Source organism: Enterobacter sp. 50793107, from assembly GCF_001463365.1.
GTDB classification, from domain to species: Bacteria; Pseudomonadota; Gammaproteobacteria; order Enterobacterales; family Enterobacteriaceae; genus Enterobacter; species Enterobacter cloacae.
Genome location: NZ_LNII01000070.1, coordinates 1 through 17,534, shown reverse-complemented (window position 1 = coordinate 17,534; position 17,534 = coordinate 1). Strand labels below are relative to the sequence as shown.

18 protein-coding genes and 1 tRNA gene are annotated in these 17,534 nt (G+C 55.1%); 16 read left to right on the top strand and 3 right to left on the bottom strand.

Annotated elements, in window-relative coordinates:
* Positions 1–325: 325 nt before the first annotated feature.
* The 9 genes from APU11_RS09610 (at position 326) to APU11_RS09570 (ending at position 7,577) form a co-directional block, all read left to right on the top strand.
* On the top strand, positions 326–1,348 hold the full coding sequence (locus tag APU11_RS09610; protein WP_020688322.1) for an ATP-binding cassette domain-containing protein: 1,023 nt from the start codon (positions 326–328) through the stop codon (positions 1,346–1,348).
* A complete protein-coding gene (locus APU11_RS09605) occupies positions 1,341–2,009 on the top strand; it encodes a methionine ABC transporter permease (RefSeq protein WP_013096946.1) in 669 nt (222 codons plus the stop codon). Before APU11_RS09610 ends, APU11_RS09605 begins: the two co-directional genes overlap by 8 nt.
* Positions 2,010–2,033: 24 nt before the next feature.
* Positions 2,034–2,846, top strand: a complete 813-nt coding sequence (locus APU11_RS09600; RefSeq protein ID WP_013096945.1) for a MetQ/NlpA family ABC transporter substrate-binding protein — start codon at positions 2,034–2,036, stop codon at positions 2,844–2,846.
* Positions 2,847–2,955: 109 nt separating this feature from the next.
* Positions 2,956–3,165 carry a fumarate hydratase FumD gene (fumD, locus tag APU11_RS09595; RefSeq protein WP_013096944.1) on the top strand — a complete coding sequence of 70 codons (210 nt, stop codon included), beginning with the start codon at positions 2,956–2,958 and terminating at the stop codon, positions 3,163–3,165.
* Positions 3,166–3,283: 118 nt separating this feature from the next.
* A complete protein-coding gene (locus tag APU11_RS28585; RefSeq protein WP_038419198.1) occupies positions 3,284–3,451 on the top strand; it encodes a hypothetical protein in 168 nt (55 codons plus the stop codon).
* Between the two features lie 144 nt (positions 3,452–3,595).
* On the top strand, positions 3,596–5,002 hold the full coding sequence (locus APU11_RS09585; RefSeq protein WP_045295861.1) for a DUF1996 domain-containing protein: 1,407 nt from the start codon (positions 3,596–3,598) through the stop codon (positions 5,000–5,002).
* A gap of 72 nt (positions 5,003–5,074) precedes the next feature.
* The gene (locus APU11_RS09580; RefSeq protein ID WP_058651511.1) at positions 5,075–6,403 is read left to right on the top strand and encodes an ATP-binding protein; all 1,329 of its coding nucleotides are present in this window, start codon (positions 5,075–5,077) and stop codon (positions 6,401–6,403) included.
* Positions 6,396–7,007 carry a LuxR C-terminal-related transcriptional regulator gene (locus tag APU11_RS09575; RefSeq protein ID WP_013096940.1) on the top strand — a complete coding sequence of 204 codons (612 nt, stop codon included), beginning with the start codon at positions 6,396–6,398 and terminating at the stop codon, positions 7,005–7,007. The genes APU11_RS09580 and APU11_RS09575 overlap by 8 nt, the downstream gene beginning before the upstream one ends.
* Before the next feature lie 90 nt (positions 7,008–7,097).
* Positions 7,098–7,577: a heme-binding protein gene (locus APU11_RS09570; RefSeq protein WP_029883877.1), complete on the top strand. Its 480-nt coding sequence runs from the start codon at positions 7,098–7,100 to the stop codon at positions 7,575–7,577.
* Between the two features lie 37 nt (positions 7,578–7,614).
* On the opposite strand, the gene APU11_RS27940 is transcribed toward APU11_RS09570, so the two are convergent.
* The gene (locus APU11_RS27940; RefSeq protein WP_013096938.1) at positions 7,615–7,755 is read right to left on the bottom strand and encodes a hypothetical protein; all 141 of its coding nucleotides are present in this window, start codon (positions 7,753–7,755) and stop codon (positions 7,615–7,617) included.
* Between the two features lie 125 nt (positions 7,756–7,880).
* On the opposite strand from APU11_RS27940, the gene APU11_RS09560 reads away from it, so the two are divergent.
* Together APU11_RS09560 and APU11_RS09555 are read left to right on the top strand one after the other, a co-directional pair.
* Entirely contained in the window at positions 7,881–8,663 is a 783-nt protein-coding gene (locus APU11_RS09560) for an MBL fold metallo-hydrolase (protein ID WP_038980356.1), read from the top strand.
* 72 nt (positions 8,664–8,735) lie between these two features.
* The gene (locus APU11_RS09555) at positions 8,736–9,371 is read left to right on the top strand and encodes a carbonic anhydrase (protein ID WP_013096936.1); all 636 of its coding nucleotides are present in this window, start codon (positions 8,736–8,738) and stop codon (positions 9,369–9,371) included.
* A gap of 25 nt (positions 9,372–9,396) precedes the next feature.
* On the opposite strand, the gene APU11_RS09550 is transcribed toward APU11_RS09555, so the two are convergent.
* Together APU11_RS09550 and APU11_RS09545 are read right to left on the bottom strand one after the other, a co-directional pair.
* The gene (locus tag APU11_RS09550; RefSeq protein ID WP_040019836.1) at positions 9,397–10,992 is read right to left on the bottom strand and encodes an FAD-NAD(P)-binding protein; all 1,596 of its coding nucleotides are present in this window, start codon (positions 10,990–10,992) and stop codon (positions 9,397–9,399) included.
* Between the two features lie 120 nt (positions 10,993–11,112).
* Positions 11,113–11,189 (bottom strand) — tRNA-Val (locus tag APU11_RS09545).
* 684 nt (positions 11,190–11,873) lie between these two features.
* Here APU11_RS09545 and tssB point away from each other — a divergent pair.
* The 5 genes from tssB to APU11_RS09520 all read left to right on the top strand — a co-directional run.
* Positions 11,874–12,365 (top strand): type VI secretion system contractile sheath small subunit, encoded by a 492-nt coding sequence (tssB, locus tag APU11_RS09540; RefSeq protein WP_058651512.1) that lies wholly within the window; start codon positions 11,874–11,876, stop codon positions 12,363–12,365.
* Positions 12,366–12,406: 41 nt separating this feature from the next.
* Positions 12,407–13,942, top strand: a complete 1,536-nt coding sequence (tssC, locus tag APU11_RS09535; protein ID WP_045294366.1) for a type VI secretion system contractile sheath large subunit — start codon at positions 12,407–12,409, stop codon at positions 13,940–13,942.
* Positions 13,943–13,959: 17 nt separating this feature from the next.
* Positions 13,960–15,300 carry a type VI secretion system baseplate subunit TssK gene (gene tssK / locus APU11_RS09530; protein ID WP_058651275.1) on the top strand — a complete coding sequence of 447 codons (1,341 nt, stop codon included), beginning with the start codon at positions 13,960–13,962 and terminating at the stop codon, positions 15,298–15,300.
* On the top strand, positions 15,297–15,989 hold the full coding sequence (gene tssL, locus APU11_RS09525; protein ID WP_058651276.1) for a type VI secretion system protein TssL, short form: 693 nt from the start codon (positions 15,297–15,299) through the stop codon (positions 15,987–15,989). Before tssK ends, tssL begins: the two co-directional genes overlap by 4 nt.
* Positions 15,986–17,534, top strand: a 1,549-nt coding sequence (locus APU11_RS09520; RefSeq protein WP_060578449.1) for an OmpA family protein, incomplete at its 3' end; no start/stop codon positions are given. The genes tssL and APU11_RS09520, both read left to right, overlap by 4 nt.

The following is a 17,534-nucleotide window of genomic DNA, read 5'->3' as shown; positions in this document are numbered from 1 at the left end:
CTTTTTAGAACAGAAAAGAATATAAATGGTGTTTTTGGATGTCAGGATAGCAAGACGTAAAGTGCTCCGGATGTGAGGATGGCTATATCAACAGAATATGTTGAAAAAATGCGCGTTTTTGGCGTGGGTCGTCTCTGACATATGCATCGTGCAGAAAAACATTGCTGAAATTGGTCTAAACGGGTCCCGCCCGCGACAGGCAGTGTTTATTCCCTCTGGTTATAACACATGCTTTTTTGTTCATTTAAAAGCAAGTAACGGCTGATTACTATCGTTTGGACATCCATACTTCTAAACCGCCAGGGCGAACGGATAACGAATAAGAATGATTGTTCTCAGCAATATTTCGAAGGTCTTTGACAATGGCAAGGTGGCGCTCACGGCCGTTGATAACGTCAATCTGACGATTGAGCAGGGACAGATATACGGCATTATTGGCTACAGCGGCGCGGGGAAAAGTACGCTTATCCGCCTGTTAAATGGCCTGGAAAAACCGAGCAGCGGCAGCGTGACCATTAACGGTCAGGACATTTCTGCCGCAAAGGGGGAAGCGCTGCGACAGGCGCGTCTGAAGATCAGCATGGTGTTCCAGCACTTCAACCTGCTGTGGTCGCGAACGGTAGCGGAAAACATTGCCTTTTCGATGCAGATCGCCGGGGTGCCAAAGGCCAGGATTCAGGCCCGCGTGGCCGAGCTGGTGGAACTGGTCGGGCTGAAAGGCCGCGAAAATGCGTATCCGTCGCAGCTGAGCGGCGGGCAAAAGCAGCGCGTGGGCATTGCGCGTGCGCTGGCGAACAACCCGGATGTATTGCTCTGTGACGAAGCCACCTCTGCGCTCGACCCACAGACCACCGATCAGATCCTCGATCTGCTGCTGGACATAAACCGTCGTTTCAGGCTGACCATCGTCCTCATCACCCACGAGATGCACGTGGTGCGCAAAATCTGTGACCGGGTGGCGGTGATGGAGAACGGTAAAGTGGTGGAAGAGGGCGACGTGCTGAGCGTTTTTACCCATCCGCAGCAGCCGATTACGCAGCAGTTTGTCCGCCAGGTGAGCCAGTACGCCGAGGAAGAGACCTTTAATACCGAGCTGGCAAACGATCTGGAAGGGACGGTCATCCGTCTGACCTTCACCGGGCACAGCACACATAAACCGATTGTGGGTGAATTGACGCTGCGCTACGGCCTGCCGTTTAACATTCTGCACGGAAAAATGACCCAGACGGCGCACGGCGTGTTTGGCCAACTGTGGGTACACGTGGTGGCATCCGATGAACAACTGAACAATATCCTCGCCGACCTGAAGCACAGCGATATTGAAGGCGAGGTGATTAAACATGGCTGAGAATCTCTTTCCGCACCTGAAGTGGGATCAGCTCTGGGCGGCAACGCTTGAGACGCTGTACATGACCGCGCTCTCCGGTGTGGCGACCTTTGTGCTGGGGATCGTACTGGGTCTGGCGCTGTTTTTAACCGCCCGCGGCGGATTGTTCCACAACCGCACGGTCTATAGCGTCATTTCAATTGTGGTGAACGTGTTCCGCTCTATCCCGTTCATCATTCTGATTGTTTTGCTGATCCCGTTCACCAAGACCGTTGTTGGCACCATCCTGGGAGCTAACGCGGCACTGCCTGCCCTGATTGTGGGCGCCGCACCGTTCTACGCCCGCCTGGTGGAGATCGCCCTGCGCGAAGTGGACAAAGGGGTCATAGAAGCAACGCGCTCAATGGGGGCACGACTGAGCACCTTAGTGTTTCGGGTTTTACTGCCGGAATCATCACCCGCACTGGTTTCTGGTATTACGGTGACGCTGATTGCGCTGGTGAGCTACAGCGCAATGGCCGGGGTGATTGGCGCCGGTGGGTTGGGAAATCTGGCTTATCTGGAAGGATTCCAGCGCAACCATGGTGACGTCACGCTGGTGGCAACGGTGACCATTTTGATCATCGTTTTTGTTATCCAGTTCTGCGGCGACATCATTACCTCACTGTTAGATAAACGCTAATAAATACACACAGGAACCATCATCATGAAAAAGACACTGACACTGATCGCCGCAGCAACCCTCAGCGCCCTGAGCTTTGCCTCATGGGCTGACACCCTCACCGTGGGCGCGTCGAATACGCCACATGCTGAAATTCTCGAGCAGGCAAAGCCGATTCTGGCGAAGCAGGGTATCGACCTGGAGATCAAACCGTTCCAGGACTACATTCTGCCCAACACTGCCCTGGCGGGTCATGACATTGACGCGAACTACTTCCAGCACATCCCTTACCTGAACAGCGTGCTGAAAGATCACGAAGGCGATAAGGACTATGATTTTGTCAGCGCAGGCGCGATCCACATCGAGCCCATCGGCATCTACTCCAAAAAATACAAGTCGCTGAAAGACCTGCCGGAAGGCGGCAAAATCATCATGCGTGATGCCGTTTCTGAAGAGGGACGTATTCTCTCTATCTTCGAAAAAGAAGGGGTGATCAAGCTGAAGCCTGGCATCGACAAAGTGACCGCGCGCATCAGCGACATCGTGGAGAACCCGAAAAAGCTGCAGTTCACCCCTAACGTGGAAGCGTCTCTGCTGCCGCAGATGTATAACAACGATGAAGGCGCGGCGGTTGTGATCAACGCCAACTACGCGATTGACGCCGGTCTGGATCCGGTTCACGACCCGATTGCAGTTGAGAGCGGTGAAAACAACCCGTATGCCAATATCATTACCGTGCATCGCGGTGACGAGAAGAAGAAAGATATCGTTGCGCTGGTGAACGTGCTGCACTCCAAAGAGATTCAGGACTGGATCCGCACCAAGTACAAAGGCGCGGTGATCCCGGTAAATAACTAATTAACTGATTTAGCTTAGGAAGCCCGGTGAGTTTCTCGCCGGGCTTCTTTTTTGTATCCGGGCGAGGGATCATTTAAGCTGACGGTTTAGGGCAACGGAGTGGAGCGCCATGGGCAATGTGACCAAAGACGAAGAGCTGTACCAGGAGATGTGTCGGGTGGTAGGGAAGGTCGTTCTGGAGATGCGTGACTTAGGGCAGGAACCCAAGCATATCGTGATTGCCGGGGTACTGCGTACGGCGCTGGCGAACCAGCGCGTAAAACGAAGCGAGTTAACCACTCAGGCGATGGAGACAGTGGTGAAGGCGCTGGCCGGGTAAGGCACCAGCGTTTCGCGAGTTACTCAAATCCTGCATATCAACTGTCGTTATTGTTATTTCCCCTTCCTGATGGAGGCGTGTTTTACTGAAGTCAGGTAAAGCGAGAGGGGTAAAGACGATGAAAAAGTGGATAAGCACGTTACGGCGGTTTTTTGCGGCCCGTCCCGCGAATGCGGAGAACAGCGCGCAACGTGTTCTTGAGTCGATACTACCTGTCGCCAGTCTGTATGGCGTGGACGTGGCCAACATTGACCCAGAGTGGTTCCATGATAAAACGTCACGCTGAACTGCGCCGCACGCGCGAAATGTACTGGAATGAGCTGTGCATCGACGCTGTAAAGCGTGGATGAGCGGAAAAATACGCTGGGAAATCCTCGGTTAACGCAGGCCGTTTTGTTACCAATATCTCCTTTCACAGATGGAGATGAAGATGAAACGGACTGTATTCACGCCCGCCCTTTTAGCCACCGCGTTACTGATTGCCATGCAGGCGGCCCATGCCGGGCCACAGGCGCATGTGGTCTGCAGTTACTCCCACACCCTCGGCGATGACGCCATCATGATGTTTGGTATGCCCAACCAGGCCATGTGGCACGATTTCTTTGGCAATACCCATACCGATGCCTTTTCAACCCGGGAAACCTTGCGCCAGCATGAAGAGACGACCTGTGATAACAAGGCCGACGGCTCTGCCTACTGGGCGCCTTCTCTGAGATTACCCGACGGAACGGTAGTCAAACCAGCCTACCAAAAAACCTATTATCAAGCCTCGAAGGTTGATGCCTATCCCTTGCACCCGTTCCCGGCCGGGCTGTCGCTGCTCGCCGGGGATCATCACGGCAGCACGCCCAACCCCCATATCAGCTTTTTATGCGCGAACGGAAATGGCTATAGCAGCAAAATCGGCGAGGTGTGCGGGCTACGTAAAGCTAACGATGCCGTCCAGTTTAATATTGGCATTCAATTTCCGAACTGCTGGGACGGCGTGAATCTGAAGCCCGACCACGGTCTGGCCAATGCGGCGTATGACGTTAACGGCCAGTGCCCGAGCGCGTTCCCGGTAAAAATTCCAACGGTTAATATGAATGTGGCTTACGTGCTGCATGGTATTACCCGCCTGGACACCCGTCAGGCGCAACTGTCGCTCGATCCGGTGATGCAGGGGGCTGAACGTGAAGAACGCTGGGGTAGCCTCTACACGGCGCATGCCGATTTCATGAACGGCTGGACGGACGATGCCGCCCGCTTTATGACCGAACGCTGCATGAACCGCGGTATGGATTGTGGTTCAACCGTGCCCTATGGTTATTCTATGGCGAAGGCCAATGTCTGGCTCAGCAGTCTTGAACCGAACATCACTCAGCCTTCACCGCAGGTGTTACTGGTAGAGGATAACTGGCAGAACGGTGGACGCACAAAAAACAGCGAGACGCTAAGCCTGGTAAAATTCCATATCCCGCCGCTGCCCGCCGGGCAGGATCCGTCCTTGTTTAAATACCGCATCCGTATTTTCGGTGGGAAGGTAGAAAACAATGGAGCCGATCAGATTTTCTTTTATCCGGCCAGTAATGACTGGGATCCTGCGACCGTGAAGTGGTCGTCGCGTCCGGCCTGTAATTACCGTTCCGATGCCGTGCTTTATCTGAACCATGTTCGTGAATACCGGATGGTCGACGTGGATAAAGCCGTGCGTAAGGCGCTGGCGGAAGGGAAAACCGAGATCTCGTGGTATATCGGTGGCGATCGCCAGGGGAATCATTATCAGTTTGAACCAGCCTCATCACCAGACGGGTTAATGCTCATGCTGACTGGCTTTAAACATACGCCGGAGGTCTGACCCCACGTTTTTTTGTTCTTAACAGGGTTAGCTGGTAAGGTCTCGGCATTCGCCACTGCCCCTGTTAACGCAATGACCACCAACAGCATGATGAAACGCGCTATCGTTCTTTGGGCGATAGCGTGCACGCTCAGCGGCGTACTGCTCTACGCCGAACAAATTCGCCGTCAGTTCTGGGAGCGAGACCGTGAGTTCTCGGCGTTATTCTCCGAATTAAGCGCGGTCCTGACGCAAAATGAATCGGTCTTACCGCTTCTGAATGGCGATGAAGACATTACCGCCCTGCGCAAAAAATTCCCCCATCTGCTCGCCCTGGAAAAAACGACGGGACGCCCACTGGATGCGGCGCGGGTGGAGCCTGCCCACGAGATGCAGTACTGGCTTTATAACCCCTGGCGTCAGATCCGCGTGCGGGTGGATCTCGGCCCGATTCTGAATGCGCATCATCCGTTTACCCATCTGGGGATCCGCTTTATACCGACCGGAGAAGAACGGCCCTCTGACGCATTCTGGCACTGGCAACGCTCCTTCCCGCAACATACGCAACCTTTTACGCTTGAAGCGGATTCCCGGCCGGACTGGTTTGGCGTCCGCTGGTCTGTTTACCCCTTGTTGTTTATCGGCTGGGGGATAGTGATTGCGCTGGCAAGCGTGGTGCTCTGGCAGCGTAAAGCGCGTAAAGACGCCGAGCAAAGGGCGCGCTATTACCAGCACGCCAGGCTCAACACCCTGGGGGAGATCACCGCCGGTATTGTGCATGAGATAAACCAGCCGCTGACCGCCGCCCAGACGTGGATCCAGGGCGCGCAGCGTCAGTTACAGCAGGAAAACGGTCAGGCCGTGTCGCAGGCGCTGTCGGCTGCGCTGACGCAAACGCAGCGTATTAGCGCATTATTAACCCGTTTTCGCGAACACGTTGTGAAGGAGAAAGTCACCCTGCGGGAAACCGATCTGGCAGCATGCTGGCTACAGGTGGTGAACTTACTTGAGCATGAGCGCAGGGCTGAACATATCTCGGTCAGCCATGCGTTTGCCCCCGGGGCCACCACCGTGCTGGCCGACCCGCTCTGGCTGGAGCAGGTGCTGCATAATCTGCTCAGCAATGCGATTCAGGCCCAACAGGCGAGTACTGCTGGCTGGGTAAAGATTGAAAGCCACAAAACCGAGAGCGGCATTCAGATTACCGTGACGGACGGCGGGCCCGGCTTTAGCCCGGAGGCGTTACAAAATGCCTTTATGCCGTTTTACAGCGGCCGGGAAGAGGGCATTGGACTGGGAATGACCTTAACGGAATCATTAATGACGCGTATGAATGGATCGATTACGCTGGGCAATGCGCCGCAGGGCGGGGCACAGATCCGGCTACAACTGGCAAACGGAAAGGAGGCTACGGTTGGATAACACAATCTGGCTGATTGATGATGATGAATCCATCAGAGAGTCGATGGCGTTTTTGCTTTCGGGCATGGGGTGGCCGGTCAGGACGTTTGAAAGCGTTGATGCCTTTACCGCAGCCCATGCACGGGACACAGAGCTGGTAGGCTGCATGCTGCTGGATATGAGGATGCCGGGCAAAGGCGGGCTCACCTGGCTTGAGGAGGGGAAATGGCCCTGGCCCCTGCTGCCGGTGATCATCATGACCGGGCACGGGACCGTAGATGCCTGTCGTCGGGCATTTCGCAACGGCGTGTTTGAGTTTTTCACCAAACCGCTGGATGCCGATAAGCTTATTGAAACGGTAGGATTAGCCTTTGAGGAGAGCCAGCGCCGGTTTGCCGGCTGGCAGGAAACCTCCAGGGTGAAAGCGCGCTTCGCACAATTAACCGCGCGGGAGCATGAGGTGCTGGGGGAGTTGATGAAAGGGCTCAGCAATAAAGAGGTGGCCGCCCGGCTGAATCTCTCGCCACGGACGGTGGAAGCGCACCGCGCGGCGGCGTTTACCAAGCTTGGCGTCGGCAGTCTGGTTCAGGCAATACGCGAATACGATAAATTGCAATCCGTATAACTACCAGGTTGAGTGCGTATTCAACCGAATTATGTTTCATCGCCCGGCGGGGTACGCTCTGCCACGTATCCCAACACGCGAGGAAGTGCGATGAAAAAATTAATGATGGTTGCGGCACTGGCCGCAGGTAGCGTAAGTCTGACGGCACAAGCCGATACGTTAAACCAAAAGAGTCTCTCGCTGGCGCAGGCGAATGCGCTGGCCACGTCCGCCATTCAGGCGTGTACGGCAAAGAATTATCAGGTGACGGTCACCGTGGTTGACCGTGCGGGCGTGGTGAAAGCCGTGCAGCGTACGGACAATGCCGGTCCTCATACGGTTAAAGCCAGCGAAATGAAAGCCTGGACGGCGCTCAGCGCAAAGAATGCCTCAGGCAAAGTGATGGAAGCGGCGCAGAGCAACGCTGGCGCGCAAAACATGCGTGATATTCCGGGCTTCCTGCTGCTGGCGGGCGGCCTGCCGGTGAAAGAGGGCGATGAGGTGATCGGGGCGATTGGCATCGGCGGTGCGCCGGGCGGTCATCTTGATGAAGCCTGCGCGCAGGCGGCCATTGACGGGCTGAAAAAGTAACATAAAAAAAAGCACCGGGTTAACCGGTGCTTTTTCATCAGATCTTGCAGGCATCGCCGCAGTCGTCATCCGCAACAATCGCCTGGGCTTTTTTATCTGCGTCGTCCAGACGTTCCGCATTACGCTCTTCTGCTTCATCCAGTCCGTTAAAGACCAGGTTTTCGAGATCAATTTCCATGTGGCACCTGCTTTATTCAGTTTTTGATACTGACACAGTATAGGGCAAAAAAGGCCAGCAATGTACCTCGCAGCACATATGGATAATCCCTGCCATACTCTCTGCTTTATGGCTGAGGAATGCATATGATGACACTCTGCAAAACCTGTGGTACTGCGTATGACGCCACGCCGGAAACATGCCCGATTTGCGAGGATGAACGCCAGTATGTTCCGCACAGCGGCCAGGCGTGGATTGACTTTGCTACCGTGACTTCCACCCACAGCAACAAATGGCAGCAGCTGGAGCCACAGCTGTTCAGTATCAAAACGGTGCCTGCCTTTGCGATTAACCAGCGCGCGCTGCTTTTACGTACCCCACACGGCAATATTCTCTGGGACTGTATTGCCAACCTCGACCCGGCAACCAAAACGCTCATTACCGCGCTCGGCGGCATCAGCGCGATTGCGATCTCGCACCCACACTATTACACCACCATGCAGACCTGGGCTGCGGTATTTAATGCACCGGTGTACCTGCACGCCAGCGACAGAGAGTGGATCATGCGCGGCAGTCCTGCCATTCAGTTCTGGGAAGGGGATGCGCTGGAACTATTTCCGTCGGTCACCTTGTTGCGTCTGGGGGGACATTTTGCAGGCGGTACGGTGCTGCACTGGCAGGAGGGCGAAGGCGTATTGCTGGCGGGGGATATTCTTCAGGTCACGCCCGGAAAAGACGCCGTTTCGTTTATGTGGAGCTACCCGAATATGCTGCCGCTGCCAGCTCGCACCGTTGAGCGGATTACCGGTCTTCTGGAAGGCAAAAAATTTGCCCGCCTGTACGGTGCCTTTGAGGGACAAAACATCCCGGCAAATGCGGACGAGATTGTGCAGCGGTCGGGCCAGAAATATATTGCTTGTCTCAGGTAAAGCACGATGGGTAAACTTCACGAGTGTGATCTCGATCATACCTAAACTACAACAGATAAAAGAGAAATTGCTATGCAACATATCATTGAAGGTTTCCTCAACTTTCAAAAAGAGATTTTCCCGCAACGTAAAGAGCTCTTCCGCAGTTTAGCGTCCAGCCAGAATCCCAAAGCGCTGTTCATCTCATGCTCCGACAGCCGTCTGGTACCAGAACTGGTCACTCAGCAAGAGCCAGGACAGCTCTTTGTCATTCGAAATGCTGGCAACATTGTGCCGCCGTTCGGGCCAGAGCCGGGCGGTGTCTCCGCAACCATCGAATATGCCGTTGTGGCGCTTGGCGTGACGGATATTGTGATTTGCGGTCACTCCAACTGCGGGGCGATGAAGGCGATTGCGGATAACGCGAACCTCGAACCGATGCCTGCCGTCTCCCACTGGCTGCGTTATTCTGATGCCGCTAAAGCGGTGGTGGAGAAGAAAAGCTGGGATCAGCCGATCGACAAAGTGAATGCGATGGTGCAGGAGAACGTCTTTGCGCAGCTGAGCAACATCAAGACCCATCCATCCGTTGCTGTGGGTCTGCGCAATAACGCCCTTCGCCTGCACGGCTGGGTGTATGACATTGAGAGCGGTGAAATTCGTGCGCTGGATAAAGCGACGAAAACCTTCGTTTCTCTGTCAGAGAACCCGGAAGTGTTCTTCGAATAATGACGGTCAGGGCATGGAAGCCCTGTCAGCTATCGAAATACGGCAATCTCCTGCGTAACCCAGAAGCGGGTTTTTCCGCCGCTTTCGCCATCGACCCGGCAATCTCCGCACACTCGGCCAGTCCCTGAACGAAGGGATGATCGTGCATTAGCCACGGTATCGCGCCAAACGCGATTCTCCCGCGCACCGTTTCTGGTGCTTTAAGCGTGTAATCCTCGCCAATATCAGGGATCTCGTCGCCTGTCGCCTGCAGCTGTTTGCGCAGTGTCGGGAAAGGCAGATCCTCTGTTTTCAGCGGTTTTTGCCCACGGGCATCAATAAACACGTCAAAGAGATAGGTGTTGTCTTCAGTCGCGATCGCCGTCTGGGCGCGACCGACATCCAGCGTGTAATCATCACCTAATGCGACAACGCTGATGATCCCGGCCTCGCGCAGCGCAAGCAGCCGACGGATAGACTGCGGTGGAATGGCGGCGTAGTTGTCGATAAACACCCGCGCCAGTCCCTGCTTGAAACGTTCCCGGTCCGGCTCATTAAGATGCGGCACGATCTCCTGAACCACCTCGTGCAACCGAAGCACGGTGTAGCGCCAGGGCACCGTTCGCCGCTCACGTTTGTTGCGTTCGACCTCATTAAGATTGGCTTCTGCCCAGCTAAACGGACCGTGCTGTTTGCGGTCCTCAAACCAGGCATCGCGAAGGGTGTCCGCATCCAGGGCGCGCAGCCCGATTTTCTCACACCATGCCGGGTCGGCGAGTTCCAGCTCTTTCACCATCAGGGCAAAAATACGATCCAGCAGGCCGTCAGACCCTTTGGCGATTTCATTCTCAACGACAAATTCAGTTAATACCGACAGCGGCTCGTAAGGAATAGGGCAGTAAAAATCGGCCTCAGGCAGAATGCCTGTCCGGGACATGAGAACTATTCTTAACGCCTCGCTGCCTTTATCCAGAACGAATTTGTCATCAACAAAGGCGCCATGCTGCATAACAACCGCCATGGCGGCGTCCAGTCCGCTTAATGAGGTCCCCATAATCCCCACCCGACAGGCTGGGATATCGGCGTCCATCAACCCGGACCAGGGGCTTGGGAAGAAGGTGCGCGTGGCCTCATCCTCATCAGGCCAGACGTGGCCGGTGGCGATGACGGCAAGGTTGAAGCGTTCAGGTAAGCGGCTGTTATTTACCGAAAGCGTAACGCCGTCTTTGTCGGTGGCGATATCCGTCACCTCGGCGGATTCATGGATATCGACCTGAAATCCCAGCCTGCGGGCCTCTTTGACCACTCTCAGAAAACTGTCGCGAAAATATTCCCCCAGCAGGATTCGGGGCAGAAACTGCCGGTCGTGCAGGGAAGCTTTATCGACGTGATAGCGGGCGAGATGGGCTGCACTCTGCTCTTTTAACCAGTCGAGGTAGGTCATAAAAACGGGCGGGATTTCAATGCTGGCAATATTCGCCAGCATCAGACGCGAGTTTTCATCAATTCGATAGGGCATGCCCACGCCCGCTTCCTCGGCTTTTTCGAAAATGGAAACGGCCAGTGGCGTTTTATGCTTCAGGAGCGCGTAAAAGGTGTAAATCCCTGTGGGGCCGGAGCCGATAATGGCGATTTTTTTCATCGACACTGTTCCTGCTTTTTTTTGTCATATGAAAAGCGTAGCAGGAGAAAGCGTAAAAAATCAGGTGATTGGGATTATTCAGACTACAAGAAGAGGATTTGCACCATTTCAGGACTGAAATGGTGCGTCCGAGTGGACTCGAACCACCGACCCCCACCATGTCAAGGTGGTGCTCTAACCAACTGAGCTACGGACGCAGAATGGCGGAAAACCCATGTTGAGTCTGCCTGTGTTGCCAGCATTCTCTCCGGTTAATTACGGACAGGGAGACCTTTATTACCTGTCAGCAATTTCCGGAAACAGAATAAAATGGGTTTTTAGTATGGAAATTAATGTCAGGTATTTGTGTTTTTTAAATCATTATTTTTAGATTGAGCGTTGTCGGGAGGTTTATAATCAGCAGGTGCTAAAGATTAACATTCGGCAGGAATATTCATTTTACGAATGATTATGGGGTGTTTGTCACGTTTTATGAATATTGTTTTGTTCGAAAAAGGACTTCATTCCTGGCGATTAAGCATAAAAGAATAATTCACCACTGCTATATCTGGTTTGCGTTGCGCTATATTTTTGTATCCAATCGCTGGACAGCAATGACTTTGATTTAGGTCAATAAGATATGTTGCTTTCGTTATAATCGTATCATTAGCAGGCATCTGGATTTTTGTGCTGGATTTCCTGATAAATACAGTCAGGGTTTCTTATGGTAATTGCCGCTCTGGAATTATTTGTGGTGTAAATAAGATGAAGGCTCTTAATAAAAGTCAAGTTGTGGATTTTAGATCTATATTGTTGATCTTTAGTGGTGGTTTATTCTAGTATTGGCTTTGTAAAGAAACGTCGTTATCTTCAACAAATATTCCTCACGGAAAGGGACCACTATGGCTGATACGTTCCAGAACGAGGTGCCTAAGGCACGCATTAATTTAAAGCTTGCGTTGCACACAGGTGGCGCGCAGAAGAAAGTTGAATTACCGCTTAAGCTACTCGCCGTCGGTGATTTCAGTAATGGCAAAGAAGACCGCCCATTATCTGAAAGAGAGAAAATCAACGTCAATAAAAATAACTTCAACAGCGTACTTTCGGAATTTAACCCGGAAGTGAACCTGACGGTTCCGAACACCATGGCCGGTGATGGTTCGGAAGAAAGCGTGAAACTGAATTTCTCCGATATGAAAGATTTCGAACCCGAACAGGTGGCCCGACAAATTCCCCAGCTTCGTGCCATGCTGGCGATGCGTAATTTATTACGTGACCTCAAGTCCAATCTGCTGGATAACGCCACTTTCAGAAAAGAGCTCGAGAAAATTCTTAAGGACCCGGCGCTGTCTCAGGAATTACGTAACGAAATGAGTGCCCTGGCCCCGAAATAAAAACGGGCGCGTCTTTTAATGGATTAAACGAGAGAATGCTGATGTCTGTTAATACTGAAAATGGCTCCGCGCAGGGGCAGACCACTGTGCTGGAAAAAGAGAGCGTCTACGCCTCCCTGTTCGACAAAATCAACCTGACCCCGGCCACAAGCCTGGGCGATATCAATGCGTTTCTGGACGATGCCGCACTGTCTGATGCTCCGGCAGGTGAGCGCCTGACCGCGGCAATGCAGGTATTTATGGACTGCATCCGCAAATCCGGCCAGCCAGTGGAAAAACTCGATAAAACCCTGATTGACCACCATATCGCGGAGCTGGATTTCCAAATCAGCCGCCAACTGGATGCGGTGATGCATCATGCAGAATTCCAGAAGGTGGAATCCCTGTGGCGTGGCCTGAAGCAACTGGTGGACAACACCGACTACCGCCAGAACGTGAAAACGGAAATTCTGGATGTGTCCAAAGACGACCTGCGCCAGGACTTTGAAGATGCGCCGGAACTTATCCAGAGCGGCCTGTACTGGCACACCTATACCGCTGAATACGACACCCCGGGCGGCGAGCCGATAGGCTCGGTTATTTCAGCGTACGAATTTGACGCAAGCCCGCAGGACGTGGCGCTGTTGCGCAATATCTCGAAAGTCTCTGCCGCAGCACATATGCCGTTTATCGGTGCCGTCGGGCCGAAATTCTTCCTCAAGGAATCGATGGAAGAGGTGGCCGCGATTAAGGACATCGGTAACTACTTCGACCGTGCCGAATACATCAAATGGAAATCCTTCCGCGACACCGACGATGCCCGTTATATCGGCCTGGTGATGCCGCGCGTGCTGGGGCGTCTGCCTTACGGTCCGGACACGGTGCCGGTGCGCAGTTTCAACTACGTTGAGCAGGTGAAAGGTCCGGACCACGAAAAATACCTGTGGACAAGCGCATCTTTCTCCTTCGCCTCCAACATGGTGAAGAGCTTCATCAATAACGGCTGGTGCGTGCAAATTCGTGGCCCGCAGGCAGGCGGGGCGGTGAAAGACCTGCCGATCCACCTGTACGATCTGGGTACCGGCAACCAGGTGAAGATCCCGTCAGAGGTGATGATCCCGGAAACCCGCGAGTTTGAATTCGCTAACCTGGGCTTTATACCGCTGTCGTACTACAAGAACCGTGATTACGCCTGCTTCTTCTCGGCAAACTCGGCGCAGAAACCGGCGCTGTACGATACCGCCGACGCCACGGCCAACAGCCGCATCAATGCCCGTCTGCCGTATATCTTCCTGCTGTCGCGCATTGCGCATTATCTGAAACTTATTCAGCGCGAAAATATCGGTACGACGAAAGATCGCCGTCTGCTGGAGCTGGAACTCAATACATGGGTACGCAGTCTGGTGACCGAAATGACCGATCCGGGCGACGAACTACAGGCCTCACACCCGCTGCGCGACGCGAAGGTGGTGGTGGAAGACATTGAGGACAACCCGGGCTTCTTCCGCGTGAAGCTGTTCGCGGTGCCGCACTTCCAGGTGGAAGGCATGGACGTGAACCTGTCGCTGGTGAGCCAGATGCCGAAGGCGAAAGCGTAAGTTAAGGCAGGAAGCCAATGAAAACGGAACAACCGTTATGGGGCAGGGGCCAGATGGTCTCTCCCCAGCACTTCCAGCAACAGGCCGCGTATGCGGCCTGGTCTGCGGAATGCATCGCCCGGTTAGGCCTCTCCCATCCCTGGGGAGTGATTGATGCCACTTTCGAACCGGATGCACTGAAACTGGGCCGCCTGCAGGCTCGTCATCTGCACATTCGTTTCCCTGACGGGACGCTTATCGACACTGATAATGCTGACGATCTGCCACCGGTGCTGGCGCTTGAGAGTGGATCACAGGATGCGGTGGTGGTGCTGGCCCTCCCGCTGCTGCGGGCGAATGGCGGCAACTGTCTTACACCTGATGCGGTGGCCGAACGCCCTGTTCGCTATCGCCAGCGCTGGCGGGATATCCGCAACGCTTTTGGGGACGACACCCGCCAGATTGCGGTCATGAAACCTGAGCTGACGCTGCGGTTTACCTGTCAGGACAACAGCGATTATCTGACCTGCCCGGTTGCCCGCCTGCAGCAGGATTCGCAGGGAGCATGGTTACTGGATGAGACGTTTCTTCCGCCACTGCTGGCTCTGCAGGGCAGTCGCTGGCTGATGACCCAACTGGAACAACTGATGAGCCAGCTACGTGTACGCCTGAGTCGGCTGATGGCCATGCGCCGGGAAAGTAATGAGCGGATGGCCGATTTTGCCGTGGCGGATGTGTCCCTGTTCTGGCTGCTCAATGCCCTTAACAGCGCAGAACCCGTGCTCGGACAGTTTCAGCGCCACCCGCAAAGCCCGCCGGAGCGTCTGTATCCGGAACTGGCACGCCTGGCGGGCAGTCTGCTGACTTTCTCGCTGGAGCATCAGGTGAGTGCGATCCCGGTCTGGCAGCACGAGCAACAGAATAACGTATTCCCGCCGCTGTTTGATTTACTGGGTGACCTGCTCGAAGCCAGCCTGCCGTCGCGGGTGGTAGCGATTGAGCTTGAGCATGATGCCCGGCTTCACTTCTGGCAGGCCCGTCTGCATGACCCACGTCTGCGTGAAGGGGCTGATTACTACCTCTCGGTGCGTTCAACGGTACCGGTGGCACAACTGCAGGAGCAGTTCCCGCGCCAGTGCAAGGTCGGCAGCCCCGATCATGTCAGAAGTATCGTCAATTCATCGCGGGTCGGCGTGCCTCTGACGCCGCTGCGCCATGTACCGGCAGCCATTCCGTTACGTCTGGAAAATCAGTATTTCAGTCTTGATGTCTCTCATCCTCAGGCCACTGAAATGCTTCAGGGCGGTACCTGCATATTTTACGTTCCGGGCATGCTCGGCGAGCCTGAACTTGAACTCTTTGCGGTGTTGAGAACATGAGTGAGCGTAAACGCGGTACTGCCGTGGCCATTGATATTGATGCCCTGCTGCAGGACACCTGGCTGCAGGTGATCAGCCTGCGTCACGGTCCGACGTTTCAGGCGGGCGAAGGGCGCACGCTGTGGGAGCGCTGTATTGCTGATGTCGAACGTGTGCAGCGTGAGCTGAAAGCGAGCGAACTCGATGAAGCCAGCTGTCAGCATATTCTTACTGCACAGTGCGCCTTGCTCGATGAGGCGGTGAAAGGTCGTGGTGTGGAAGATGACGCCTGTGTGCAGTGGTATGACATTCCCCTGCAGGGGCACTTCCTCGGCACTATGGACGCCGGCGACACGCTGTGCGATCGGATGCGCGATGTGCTGCGTGAACCGGCGCCTGACCACGCTGTCGTGACCTGCTTCCAGCGGGTCATGATGCTGGGTTTTCTCGGCAGTTACCGCTCACTGAATGACCCGGAGCGCCAGAAACTTGTCAACGCACTCAGTGAATATGTCACGCCGTTCAGCTATCCACAGTCCCACCCCGTACTGGCGGAAAGTCATACCGGGCGGGGAATCATGGGCGGCTGGCTGGCGTCATGGCCCGTACGTATTGGTCTGAGCGTGATAGTGGTCGCTGCACTCTGGTGGGGACTGGATCGCTGGCTGGATCAGTTGCTGCTAACCCTGTTGCCGGGGGCCGTGAAATGAGCCCTGCACAACAGCGCGGGCTGGCGTTGTGGACCGTCCTGCTAAGTGCCGTGGTCTGCCTGAGTTTTCTGCCGGTATCCAGGTGGGTTTCTGTGCTCATTCTGCTGGTGGTACTGGGGGTTATCCTGGCGTTCTGGACTGTCGCCAGTCGCCGTGAACAGCATGATGTCACCCTGCGCCTGGAGGACCTGCCTGACGCCACTTACCGTCAGCCCGTAGTGCTGGTTTGTGGCGATCTGCCTCTGGCCTGGCCGCATTCGTCACCGGTACTCACTGTCACGCAGGGATGCTGGATCCGCGTGGAGGATCATCATGATCTGGCGCAGGTCGCCCGTCAGATACTGTGGTTACGTCCTGACTGGGGACGTCAGCTGTCGGTGATGGTCAGCGTCTGCCCGCAGCAGCACCCTGACAGCGAAGCCCTGACCAGTCGACTGCTGACCCTGCGCTGGCACATCAGTCAGCTGCGTAAAGCAACCGGTCACTCTGTGCCGCTGGTGCTGAATGGTCAGGTCGGCAGCGCGATGACGAATGACATGTTCTGGCAGGCGGTTTTCCCGGGAGAAGGGGTGAGGGTCTGGCGTGAATCTTCAGCCCCGGGTTCTGTTGCTGAATGGGTTACCTCCGGCGGAACGCCTGCGGTGCAGCAACAGGTGCTGATGAATAGTCTGATGAACTGGTTTCGTCAGCATGTCCAGGCAGTTTTTATGGATGAGAACCCCGATGTGCCGGTCATTGCACCTGTTGCGGTGCTGTGGGGAATGGGGCCGATCCTGGCCGGAAGCCTGGCCACATCGGCCTGGACGACGTGGCTTTCCCGTCACACCGCGATGCAGCAGGTGTCTGGCTGGCAGCCGGTGGGAACGGACAGTACGGTCATCTCCCTGTTCCCGGATTTTATTCTGCCATTACTGCCGGAAGGGCGGGGCCTGACACCGCGTGAGCGAACCTGGCGTTGTGCGCTCGGGATTTTCACGCTGGCGGCCATTGCTGCACTGCTCAGCAGTGGCTGGAACAACCGCCAGCTGCTGCAACGCGTGAGCTTCGATATTGTCCGTTACAACAGCATCGCCATGGATGATTACGGTCCTAAAGCCAGCGCCGTACAGGTGCTGCGCGAGGATGCGGCGCTGCTGGATGAGCAGGCACGCAATGGTGTACCGGCCCGGCTGGGCCTGGGGCTTTATCGGGGGGTACGTCTGCGAATACCGGTGCTGGAAGCGATCCGCTCGTATGTGCCACCACCTCCTCCACCGAAGCCTGTGGAAAAGGTCGCGCCGAAAATCATCCGCCTCGACAGCATGTCGCTGTTCGACACCGGAAAATGGGCGCTGAAACCCGGCACCACTAAGCTGCTGGTGAATTCGCTGGTGGGAATTAAGGCGAAGCCCGGCTGGCTGATTGTGATAGCGGGTCATACCGACAGCACGGGCGATGACCCGTCCAACCAGGTGCTGTCGCTTAAGCGTGCGGAGTCCGTGCGCGACTGGATGCGCGACACCGGCGATGTGCCGGAGAGCTGCTTTGCGGTGCAGGGCTACGGCG